This is a genomic window from Pedobacter sp. 01T416_2 (assembly GCF_056398925.1).
Map to the genome: position 1 here is coordinate 1 of NZ_JBFTQI010000092.1, position 11253 is coordinate 11253.

General features: G+C 39.2%; 10 protein-coding genes. 3 read left to right on the forward strand and 7 right to left on the reverse strand.

Annotated elements, in window-relative coordinates; translation table 11 throughout:
* On the reverse strand, positions 1–882 hold an 882-nt coding region (locus AC1DPQ_RS06085; RefSeq protein ID WP_477608413.1), incomplete at its 3' end, for a hypothetical protein.
* A 540-nt stretch (positions 883–1422) separates the two neighbouring features.
* On the opposite strand from AC1DPQ_RS06085, the gene AC1DPQ_RS06090 reads away from it, so the two are divergent.
* The 3 genes from AC1DPQ_RS06090 to AC1DPQ_RS06100 all read left to right on the forward strand — a co-directional run bounded on the left by AC1DPQ_RS06090 (position 1423) and on the right by AC1DPQ_RS06100 (position 3761).
* Positions 1423–2265 (forward strand): methylated-DNA--[protein]-cysteine S-methyltransferase, encoded by an 843-nt coding sequence (locus tag AC1DPQ_RS06090; RefSeq protein ID WP_477580335.1) that lies wholly within the window; start codon positions 1423–1425, stop codon positions 2263–2265.
* 81 nt (positions 2266–2346) lie between these two features.
* Entirely contained in the window at positions 2347–2883 is a 537-nt protein-coding gene (locus AC1DPQ_RS06095; RefSeq protein WP_477580337.1) for a cysteine hydrolase family protein, read from the forward strand.
* Between the two features lie 32 nt (positions 2884–2915).
* On the forward strand, positions 2916–3761 hold the full coding sequence (locus AC1DPQ_RS06100) for an MBL fold metallo-hydrolase (protein ID WP_477580338.1): 846 nt from the start codon (positions 2916–2918) through the stop codon (positions 3759–3761).
* A gap of 325 nt (positions 3762–4086) precedes the next feature.
* Here AC1DPQ_RS06100 and AC1DPQ_RS06105 read toward each other — a convergent pair whose 3' ends face one another.
* The 6 genes from AC1DPQ_RS06105 to AC1DPQ_RS06130 all read right to left on the reverse strand — a co-directional run.
* On the reverse strand, positions 4087–4962 hold the full coding sequence (locus tag AC1DPQ_RS06105; protein WP_477580339.1) for a class I SAM-dependent methyltransferase: 876 nt from the start codon (positions 4960–4962) through the stop codon (positions 4087–4089).
* Positions 4963–5133: 171 nt separating this feature from the next.
* Positions 5134–5397 carry a hypothetical protein gene (locus tag AC1DPQ_RS06110; protein WP_477580340.1) on the reverse strand — a complete coding sequence of 88 codons (264 nt, stop codon included), beginning with the start codon at positions 5395–5397 and terminating at the stop codon, positions 5134–5136.
* A 36-nt stretch (positions 5398–5433) separates the two neighbouring features.
* Positions 5434–7131: a S1 family peptidase gene (locus tag AC1DPQ_RS06115; protein WP_477608415.1), complete on the reverse strand. Its 1698-nt coding sequence runs from the start codon at positions 7129–7131 to the stop codon at positions 5434–5436.
* Between the two features lies 1 nt (position 7132).
* Positions 7133–8428 carry a TlpA family protein disulfide reductase gene (locus tag AC1DPQ_RS06120; protein WP_477608417.1) on the reverse strand — a complete coding sequence of 432 codons (1296 nt, stop codon included), beginning with the start codon at positions 8426–8428 and terminating at the stop codon, positions 7133–7135.
* A 12-nt stretch (positions 8429–8440) separates the two neighbouring features.
* Positions 8441–9805, reverse strand: a complete 1365-nt coding sequence (locus AC1DPQ_RS06125; RefSeq protein WP_477585041.1) for a thioredoxin family protein — start codon at positions 9803–9805, stop codon at positions 8441–8443.
* Positions 9806–9978: 173 nt separating this feature from the next.
* Positions 9979–11253, reverse strand: a 1275-nt coding sequence (locus AC1DPQ_RS06130) for a TlpA family protein disulfide reductase (RefSeq protein WP_477608419.1), incomplete at its 5' end; no start/stop codon positions are given.

Here is an 11253-nt window from a genome sequence, read left to right on the forward strand (position 1 = left end):
GTCGACAAGATTTGCCGAAGCAGCATCAGATTGCCGCAAATATGATGAAAGGCTCCACTTTTTCACAGCCGATTCCCATTGCAGGCGGCGCGGATCATCGGGCATCAATAAAATTGCTGCTGAAAGCACCTGGCTATTCCATGCATTTTCTTCGGATTTGCTATCTAATTTGATCTGGTGCGGCGGGACTGTTTTCTCTATTCTATCCGCTTCATGTGCCACGACGCGGCAGACTCCTTTCTTTATATCCACAGGGAGCCCACTCCAGCTCCACCATGCCGCATTGCCCAATGTAGCTGCCCAATGTGCCGATTGCCATGCATCGCCCCATGATTTCCCGTCATCTGTTTTAAGATCACCAGTAAGATGTGTCCGCGCTAGGTAGCGGAGCAGAGGGATCAGTTCTTTGGACAGTAGCAGCTCCCGGGAAGTCCCCACCACTTTTGCATCAAAATCACCAAACCTGTAAAGAAATGCCAGGTCGGCAGCAAAAGTAGTATTAGGCCTGATGTGATGTTCTCCTGATCCACTTTTTGTAATCAGTAACATGGATGGATCATTTTTCCATGGATAAAGCAATCCCCGTAAATGATGGGCCTGTCCTTCAATTAATCTGTATATCCGTTCCTGTTCTTTTCTATATAGTTTGCTATCGGGAAGCTTGATGCTCATTGCACTTTGATCATTTTCATTTACCCCGCCATTCTGCTGTATATTCTGGCTTTGTACGTGAGATATGGAGATAAAACCTAAAAAGATTATGAGGACAAATAACTTAGTCCCAGATTGGATTTTATCTAAAATTATCCTGAAAAAAGTTGCAGGTGTAAACTTGATTTTGTGCATTTTAATAATATTATTGTTTTGTAAAAGTTGAATCATTTATAATATTTATATTTATTAGGTCCTTCGAACTGGTTATCTGTAAAAAACAATGAGATTTGTTAAAAACATTTGAGCATTACCATATATCTTCTCCTTTCTATTTTAAATCCTTTTTTGGAAAATTGCAGAATGCAGCATAGCTCAGTTTAGATTACAGGACTTTATATCGTAATAACCCAAATATAATAATTATGTACATACATATATCCAAACATTATCAACAAGCCTTCAATACTGGTGGTCGGCAACTTTAAAACGTCATCCAGGTTTAGGTGATAAATACCGAAATGCCACCAAACCGTATCAATATCCGCATTGCCTTTTTAACTTAATAATAAGGTATACAGTCATAAACTATGGAAACAGCAGTCGTTCAGGAAACTTGCAGATGTACTCACTCTGGTTATTGAGATCGAAGCTATCTTGATCGGAAAAAAGATATCCGGGCCTCTCTGTCCTTGGCCTTCATATTATTTCAGTTTAATATTCAGCAAGATTCAGATTGGTCTATTACCAGGATATGCTTAATTTTGAATAATGACCAATCAAGAAATAAATTATTATAGAATTGAAAAAGCTATTGGTTATTTAACTGAAAATTTTAGAGAGCAGCCTAGCCTGGAAGAAATTGCAGAGAAAGTGAATATGAGCCCCTTTCACTTTCAACGAATTTTTACGGATTGGGTAGGCATTAGCCCAAAGAAATTCATACAGCATCTTACTTTAGACTATCTCCGCAATAAGATAAGTGAAACCGAAAACATGATTGATGCAGCCGACCTTGCCGGTTTATCAAGCCAATCAAGGGTACATGATTTATTTATAAGCATAGAAGGTGTTAGCCCTCAACAATACAAAACATCTGGCAAAGGACTGGAGATTTTCTATGGCTATCATGCCTCACCATTCGGTCTATGCTTTATTGCGGTTTCAGAAAAAGGAATCTGTACATTAAAATTTATTGATGAAGAAAAAAGCAGAAATGAATTTGAATTATTTTCACAGCAATGGCAGTTTGCTTCTTTGATACACAGGCCAGATTACACCCAGGAATACATCAGGAAAATATTTCAACCAGACAAGACAAATCCAGAAAAACTTAATTTACTGACACAGGGAACTGATTTTCAGATAAAAGTTTGGGAAGCATTACTTAAGATACCGTTTGGCGCTGTAAGCTCATTTCAACAAATTGCTCAAATAATAGAGCAACCAAACGCCACCCGGTCGGTGGCTTCAGCTATTGGGAAAAATTCTATTCTTTATCTGATTCCCTGCCACCGCATTATTTCTAAAAATGGCACGATGGGGAATTATCACTATGGCAAAGTCCGTAAACAAATCATGATCGGATGGGAAATGAGCAAAACTCAACCTTAGCAGCGACTGGATGAACTCCGCAAGATTCGGATTGCTAAAGCCTGCGAATGAATCTACATTTATGCTTATAAAATTAAGTTTATGCAAGCACTTATTGTAATTGATGCCCAAAACGAATTTTCTCAAGATGGTAAAAGACCTGTACCAAACCATTTGACCGCCATCGATGTAATCAGTAAAAGAGTTGAAGAGGCTAGGCTGGAAAACCGTCCTATTGCCTGGGTAAGGCATTTTAACAAACCTACAGAATCACCTGCCTTTATGCATGGTACATGGGGGAGCGAATATGTTTCGGGATTTGGCCCCAAGGAAGGATTCGGCATTGAGACAGAATTTAAAAAAAATGTTTATGGTGCCTTCACAGGAACCGATATTGGAGCGTGGCTGAAAAGAATTGGTACGACTGAGGTATTGATTGTTGGTTTTTATACGCACGGCTGTGTTGCCACCACTGCCCGGGAAGCTATTATGGCTGACCTTGATGTTTCACTTGACCCTAATGCGACAGGCGCCTGCGATATAGCCAATGAAATACTTGGAACACTTTCGGCAGATGAAGTTCGCCGTTCTGCTTTATTGCACCTGTCAAGCATGGGTGCCTCAATAACCCCATTGTAACATCTTTTTGAAGATGATAAATAAAATATAAAATGAAACGAAGGGAATTATTAAAATATACGGCATCAGCTATTTCATTAACTGCTTTGCCTGTCATATTAAAATCACAGCAGAATGATAGAGAAAATAAATCACTGCAAAACCATGATGTTATGAAAATACAACGGCTTGCCTGGGCAGGCATTAAGATTGAGCTCGGTGAAACTACTTTATATATTGATGCTACTTCTTATGAGGAGCAAAAGGACATGAAATTAACTGCCGAAACTGAATACAAGCATGCCCTTATCACACATCACCATCCTGACCATTATGACCCTACTGCACTTAAAACAGTTTTTGATAAAAGGAGCCGTTTATATTGTTATGAGGATGTATTACCCTGGCTGGACACAAGAGATTTGCGAATCCAACCTGTAAAATTATATCAGCCAATAGATGTTTCGAGATGGACGGGAGATTTGGTGGCCATACCTGTACCTGCGGTAGATGGTTTTGGTCATCCTCAGGTATCCTGGATAGTGCAGGGAGGTGGAAAAAAAATAATTCATTGCGGGGATACATTATGGCATGGCTACTGGCGGGATATTGCAATTGCATACGGACCTTTTGATATTGCTTTTATGCCTATAAATGCGGCTCGTTTAACCCAGGGAAAAGTGGAAGATACCGGGATACCTGCGGTGATGAACCCCGAGCAGGCTGTTGTAGCTTCAAAGCTTTTAAATGCAAAATCGGTTTGCCCGATACATTACGGTCGTCCTTCAGAAAATTATTTTGAAACACCTGATCCTGAAAAAAATTTTTTGCGCTTCGCAAAGGAAAGAAATGCTAAACCACTTTTATTGAGTGAGGGAAAATATATAATTTTATCTTAACCACTAACTCCGTCCTCTAGTTGTCCAATTAGTTTTTATCGCGGAAAGGAATTGATGGCTACCATCAATAACATCCGAATATACAACCTGCAGGCGGCATTGATCTATAGTACCGAAGGGATGTACCGAGCAAACCCACATTGCTACAATGAGGCAAGCGGGATATGACATCAGGGAAGATGACCCCTTTCAGGAAAAATTACAAATAGCGATCAGCCCACGTGAACGCCCCGCTTTGTCAATCGCATAATCCTTATTAAGATGCAAAATTTTAAAGCGAGCAGACCTATATGTGCGGTAAAAAAAGTAATGGTAATGGATATCGCTATCTTGTAGCAGGTTTTTCTCCAACAGCTACAAGCATTTCGCAAGGACCTATAAAGCCATTTTCTGTTTCAAACTCCCGAAGTGCATCTTCGATTTCTTCCCAAACAGCCGCTTTCGCGGGATCTGATAAACCATTCATCATCTGATGCAAAGCGCCAAATGATTCTTTTTCAAACTGCAAGCACTCTTTTGCCGTTTGAAAAAGCAAAGGAGCATCAACAAGTTCAGTTATTACATTTTTGAAACCTGCCTGTAAAAATGCTTTTTCAATAACACCATCAGCGCCTAAACTAAAGGGCCCTGGCTGACCAGGTAATGGAGGTGGCAGCTTGGCACGGTTACGGATGATAGATACAGGAAGCGAGAAGAATTTATTTCGCTCAGGAGTTGAGTAAACAATAGCAGCCATTTTTCCACCAGGTTTCAGCACCCGCAACATTTCGTTCAGCGCTTTTTGCTGATCTGGAAAATAAATAAGTCCGACTCTTGAAATCACCGCATCAAATGTTTCATCTTCAAGGGTGAGGTTTTCACCATCCATTACTTTTGTTTCTATGTTATTTATTCCGGCCTGCTGAGCCATTTGTTTCGCAAAACTCAGAATATTGGAAGAAATATCAGTAGCTAAAACATACCCTGTAACACCAACTTTTTTTGCTGTGGTAATGGATTGTTCCCCTGCACCGGCAGCAATATCAAGCACATATTGACCACTGGTGATGTCCGCCATTTCTAACATTCTCTCGGTTGTTTTACCAAGCCATTTGTTTAACGTAGGACTCCAGCGGTACCAGGCCTCTGCTGTTTCCTGCCATTGGTGGCAAGTCGTTCTTTTGTACTGGATAGGGTCAAATTGAGGATTAGATGAATCCATAAATTTAATTTTTTAGAAGTGAAGATCTAAACAGCATCGAAATTGCCACCAATCTTGGGCTTTGTGCTCGTCCTGAAATCAGCCAAGCACTTCATTAAAGATAATTACAGGAGTCTTTATCCTTCAATTATGTATTTTTATTGAAATGTTATGTTAAATATACGCGTTTTATCACTTAATAATCAGGATCATTTTCGGATATAAGGAAAGCTTTAAATAAATATGGGTTTCTACCCTGTAGCTTTTTATCTCAATATTCAATAGTGTGCCAACCTGCCCCTTTTCATCCTCTATTAACTGGCCCTCAACCAAACTCATCAGCTCAATAAGCGGTGTATCCCTGGTGACCCGCGTTCCACACAGACCGTTCGTGGGCACTGTGTCTTCTACTACTACTTTTTTATTGGTTTTTCTTTTTTTTGGCGTGCTTATCATGAGTTTGTTAGTTGTTTTACCTGTAAGCATTTCACATTATTTCTCTTTACTCTTAAATAGCGTTATTCCTTTCACAAATTCTACAATAACAGGCGCTGGAATTGTTAAACTGCTTGTACGGCTTAACCTGGCGATGTTAATGCCATAGAAGTTGCCCTTTGCATCAAATAAGGGGCCTCCGCACTCAGATGGCTTTAGCTTTCCATCATGTACCAATACTTCCTTAAAGTTATCTCGCCGCTCACTTTTACCATCTGTAAATTTGTCTTCCTGAGCACTCGTTTTTACATTACGGGGGCTAAGCATAAAACTCTGAGTATATAAAACAGCTGACTTTTTAGCATATTGAAGGGTAACTGTATCATTTGTTTTGTATTTCGACAATTCATCTGGAATATCATCAATTGTCAATACTGGACGGTTATTGATCTTCTTCAACACATCCATAGCAGCAATATCATTCGCTTTTATATTTTTCTTTTCGTTCGCTAAAGGATATAAACCGGTTACAACAATGACACGGTCGTCAGTCCTGTAGTTAACCCCAACACCTAAATAAGAAGCCGCCGATTTTGGCACCCGCACCTTAACATTCCCAAGCACACTTATCTCACCTGCGACATGCGGTTTTGGTGAAATTAAAATACTACCGAGTTTATCAAATGCATAATCAATTTGTAAATTGATTAAACTTACCCCACCGGCAATTTCTTGAGGGATTTGAAGAAGCACCAAGTCATTTGCGTCATCGCGGCTCAATACCTGAGCTGCTACCATATTGCCATCGGCCATTTCAACCTTCGGGTTTGGCCCTACCATGGAGCATTTGCTAATAAAAAAGCTTTTTCCTTTTAGATCTGACTCAGCTACAATCCCTTTTAAATTTACCAGGGTGCCCAGAATGCTAATATTAAACGATGAATCTTTAACGGTAAATACGTTTTTTAAAGCTGAAAGCGACGGCTCAATGCTCGAAATAAGCTGTTCCATTTCTGGAATTGGCTCCACCTGATCTACTTTTTTATCAACCTTAAATTTATCTTCCGGTATAAACGCAGTATGAACCGCTGGTGTTTTTAAGGCGGTCCAGTATTTCCTGAAATGATCTACCGGAACTTCTAAATTTACATCTATATTTAGACTTATCCGACTGTGGATGCCGATCACCCTTCCTTTTAGGTCAAAAAGAGGACCTCCCGAATCGCCCGGTTCCATTAAGCAGGTAGATCGCATAAATCCTGTTTCGTGCTTCAGCTCTGCAACCTGGCCAAGTCTAACGGTTGGTTTTGTAACCGTTATTAAACTGCCGGGATAGGCAATACTGATACAAGGCATATTGGGCTCCAGTATCGATGACCAACCCATTTTAGCGAAGGGCCATTTACCCTTTTCGGTAATCACGATCATAGCTGCATCGATGGAATGAATAACCCCTAAACCTTTCGCTTTAAACGCACGGCCATCTGGAAAAGTAACCAGATACAAGGCATTTGGCGTAACAGCATGGGCAGCGGTGAGGATATGTCCGTCGGCATCTACTACCACGCCGCTAAAATACCCGCCGACTTTCCGGTTAGCTGAATCGACGTTGGCAATCTGAACGGACGCAGCGTAAGCCTTTTGGATGCCTGATTTAACTTCGCCCTCCAATTGCCCGATATTGAAATTATTATTTTGCGCAAAGGCTGGCCTGATCGAATACAGGCATATTAAAAATATAATTAACTTCTTCATTTTATTTACTTATTTCAGCGAGCAACAATTTTTTCAATGCCGGATTATTTGGAAGCGGGGCTTCAGTGGTCACTACATTTCCCTGGCGATCAAAAATCAGGTAACGCGGCATTACTTTAATTTTATAGTCTTTAGCCAATACATTATTCGCTCCGCCGACAAATAATTGAATTCCCCCCATCTTTCTTTCCTTAATTAACTTTAACCAGGTAGCTTTTCCTTTTGGGCCATCCTGTGCAACACCGATAAAAACAATATCTTTTTGATCATGAAGTTCTGCTTCTAATTTATTCAGGGCTGGAACCAGGGCTAAACAAGGTCCACAAAAGGTTGCCCAAACATCAATTAAAACTACTTTTCCTTTAAAATCGCTCAGCGAAACCATCTTTCCATCTTGATCAGGAAAGCTAAAATTGGCAGCTTTCCGACCAGGCGTAGCATTATACAGTTTAGTTCCCAAGGCATCGACTTTGGTTTTTAAACTTGGGTAATGAAAGTATTTCCCATACTTATTTACCATTTCCTCGAATTGCGCGTAGGTTTTAACCTTAGTACTCTTCAGATTAAAAATATAAGTCCCTTTTTGACGGTCGGTAGAAAGAAAATCAGTACCATCTTCGGTTTTATTTACACCCGCTGCGTAATCGGCATATAAGCTGATCAATGCTTTACCGTTAGGATAGAAAAACACATCATCGTTTTTAAATTTATCTTTAACAAGAAGGACTTTACTATATTCCGACTGGCTTTCAGCTGCAGGCTCTATATTTTTTTTGATCTGATTGAGTCTGTAGAAATCCAGTTCATAATCAACAACCTGCTTCATCAACAGGTTAAATCTGGTATTCCTCGTGCGGATATTGGTTTGAAATTCGGCTGCTTTGCCTTTAATAAGATTAAAAAAAAGTGGCTTGCTTTTAAGTTCATCCGCAATTGAATTCCATCCCGCTAAGACAGTGTTTTCATCGGTTTGTTGACCAATAAATTCTATTTTTCGATTATTGATCGATACCTGCGCTTTATCTCCTTTTTTCAGGTACAAAGGAAATTGTCCGGCCAGAGCAGTAAATCCACCGACCATATAAAAACCATCATAGGAAGGGTCGAAGGAAAAGATAAAAGCCCCATCTTCTGCTAATTTAACCGATTTAACAAGTTTGGTTTCTCCGTCTTCTATTTGGAAGAGATACACAACCTTGTTGAGATTAGGTTTAAGCACACCTGTTATTTCAGTCGTTTGAGCAAAGGTAAAGGTGTTTAATACCATCAATACTACAATTGTAAATAGCTGTTTCATATTATAACTGGATTAATGTTTTTTTGGCTTCGGACGGGAGGAGAAACCAGAAATTTTAGGCTCGTTATTTTTCATTTTCTGCATCATAATTTCTGCAGCTTTCAAGTATTCATCATTACTGCTTTTCATTTCCGCTATCAGTTTCGATTGCTGCTCAATGGCGGCCTCTTTTTCACCAAAATAATAAGCCGCTAAATTCATTTTGCTTTTAACCGCTACCGAATTACTGCTCAATATCATTGCTTTTTTAAGTAAGCTTGTGGCTAACTCTTTATCTATAACATCCTTAGAGAGCTTGGATAAAGTAACCGCATAATTTGAGCAATAGTCAGAAATTCTGATTGAATCAATAGGAACTACAGGTTCAGGCGCATTTTTGTCATTTATTATGGTTTCACTTCCTATGGAAGAAGTTTTATTTGCGGGCAATAAAAATTGTGTGATATAGGTCCGTGAAGCCTTTAAAAGCTGAACGGTATCAGCATTTAAACTGTATAATCTGATTTTATATTCCAGGACTTTTTTGTTGCCCCTATCACCGATTTCAACAGTTTTAAGATTTTCGAAAAGCTTGTTCAATCCGGCTTCTTTTGCAGAAACCGATTGTTTGCTCCCAATAATATCTTCGGCCCTGCTTTTCGTTTCTTCACGAATTACCCGATAAAAAGAAGCTGCTGCAATACCATCATTTTTACATAAAACAGCATCAATGCGCTTATAATTGTTGATCATATAATGATACAGAACTGAATCAGCGCCATTGGTGAAATTAGATCCCATGAAAAATAGTTGAGCTGTAGAGGGTGTTGTGGTTACAAATTTTTCAATATATCGGCTTATTGCTGCACCAGTCCATTTTCCTGAAGCTTTTAAGCGCTTAATATAAGTTTGAGCAAAAAGTTCGTCATAATTACCGGCTTTATATTTAGCTTCCAATTCGTCTAAACTTATTTCTTTTTTTCCTGCATACTTCGCAAGCATTTTATCGGCCAAGTCTTTAAAGTCTGCAGCGGGCATCGAACTTTTAGATCGATCTACTAAGGTTTCATCATTTGGATTAATGAACAAATAAGTGGGGTAAGAATGTACTTCGTATTTCTTTGCCAGGGCAATGCCTTCGCCTTTTTCTGCATCGATTTTTACATTTACGAAACCTTTGTTGTACTTCGCCCCTATTTCGGATCTTGTGAATACCTGTGCAGCCATCACTCTACATGGACCGCACCAACTGGTGTACACATCCACAAAAATAGGCCTGTTTAGTTCTTTTGCCTTTTTTACTGCCTCTTTCCAGGATGTGTGTTCAAACTCAATTCCTTGCGAAAAAACGTTCAGGGTACTGAATAAGAGGAAACCGCTTAATAAAATCTTTTTCATTGGAATATAATTTGTCTTTTAAAGGTTATGAAGCTATCATGAGCGTATTCATTGCTGTTTGTGAGCGTTTGCTCATGATGGTTTCATTAGAATATATTTGTGCTTTAATGGTTAGATAGAAGAAAAATAACCACATCAAACCGTAAACATTATTGTTTTATCTTGGAAGATTGTCAATCCGTTTTTGCCAGTTCTTTTTCAATCAATTCTTTCAATTTTGGATCAGAAGGACGAGGCGAATCTGTTGATACTACATTTCCTTTTTTATCAAATACCATAAACCTTGGGATAACTGAAATAGCATAGTCTTTGGTTATTTTAGTCCAGCCACCGGCAAACAATTGTAGGCCATTCAAATCCAGCTCTTTCAGCGCGGTCAGCCATTTTTGTTTATCTTTCGGATAATCAACTGAAACCGATATAAAGGCTACATCTTTGCCTTTATACGCCTCCTCCATCTTTTTTAGGTAAGGAATCTGCTGTTTGCAGGGTGCACACCAGGTGGCCCATACATCAACTATCACTACCTTCCCTTTAAAATCATTTAGCGAAATCATTTTCCCCTTTTGATCAGGGTAAGTGAAATTGATACCGGGTTTAGGTCCGATTACACTGTTGTAAAGTTTTGTCCCCAGTTCTTCTACAACTGATTTCTGGTAAGTCGTTTGAAAGTACTTTCCATACTTATCCATAAACTCCTGGTAAGCGCTATAGTTGGCAGGCATTTTACCCTTACTTAGCATATAAGCGCCTTTGATCGCGTCGTTATCAAGGGTCATCATTCTTTGATCTATTGTTCCGCGGCTTAATATGGCAGAATTGGCATAAGTTTCCTTATTACCTGACATCGCAAAGTTGACATACATATCGATATAACGCTGACCATTAAGCATTCCCAATACAGCATCAGTTTTAAACTTTTTGGGTTCTATTATCCTATTGTAATAAGGCGGCAACTGTTCTTTTTTAATGAATGTGCCCCCTCTAGGGATAGCCAGAAAATTTAAAGCATATAAATCTAAACCGTATCCAATAATCTGTTTCATCGAAGCGTTGAATACTGTATTGGGCGTATGGATCGTTTTTTTAAATATTTCCGCTTGGGCAACCAGTTTTGTCAAGGCAGGAAAGAATTCATCATACATCTGCATCGAATGGAAGGAATTATACCTGATAGAATCCGTCATCTTGGCCCATTTGTATAAAACGGTATTCTCAGGGCTTTGCTTAYCAATAAAATCAATAGTTCTATTATTGATGGCAACTTCTGTCTTATCTCCCTTTTTTAAATAAACCGGAAACTTTCCCCTGATAAATTCCCCCCAGCCAATTGCATAAAAACCTTCTTTAGCAGGATTGAACATGAAACCAAAAGAGCCATCTTTGGCCAAACTGGTTTTTGTAATTTCTCTGGTCTCCCCATCATTGATTTCGTAAAGGGTAATATC

Excerpts from the sequence above, each read along its gene's own strand:
- AC1DPQ_RS06110 (WP_477580340.1), bottom strand. The coding sequence starts at position 5,397 with ATGATAAGCACGCCAAAAAAAAGAAAAACCAATAAAAAAGTAGTAGTA.
- AC1DPQ_RS06125 (WP_477585041.1), bottom strand. The coding sequence starts at position 9,805 with ATGAAAAAGATTTTATTAAGCGGTTTCCTCTTATTCAGTACCCTGAAC.
- AC1DPQ_RS06100 (WP_477580338.1), top strand. The coding sequence starts at position 2,916 with ATGAAACGAAGGGAATTATTAAAATATACGGCATCAGCTATTTCATTA.
- AC1DPQ_RS06095 (WP_477580337.1), top strand. The coding sequence starts at position 2,347 with ATGCAAGCACTTATTGTAATTGATGCCCAAAACGAATTTTCTCAAGAT.
- AC1DPQ_RS06105 (WP_477580339.1), bottom strand. The coding sequence starts at position 4,962 with ATGGATTCATCTAATCCTCAATTTGACCCTATCCAGTACAAAAGAACG.
- AC1DPQ_RS06090 (WP_477580335.1), top strand. The coding sequence starts at position 1,423 with ATGACCAATCAAGAAATAAATTATTATAGAATTGAAAAAGCTATTGGT.
- AC1DPQ_RS06120 (WP_477608417.1), bottom strand. The coding sequence starts at position 8,428 with ATGAAACAGCTATTTACAATTGTAGTATTGATGGTATTAAACACCTTT.
- AC1DPQ_RS06115 (WP_477608415.1), bottom strand. The coding sequence starts at position 7,131 with ATGAAGAAGTTAATTATATTTTTAATATGCCTGTATTCGATCAGGCCA.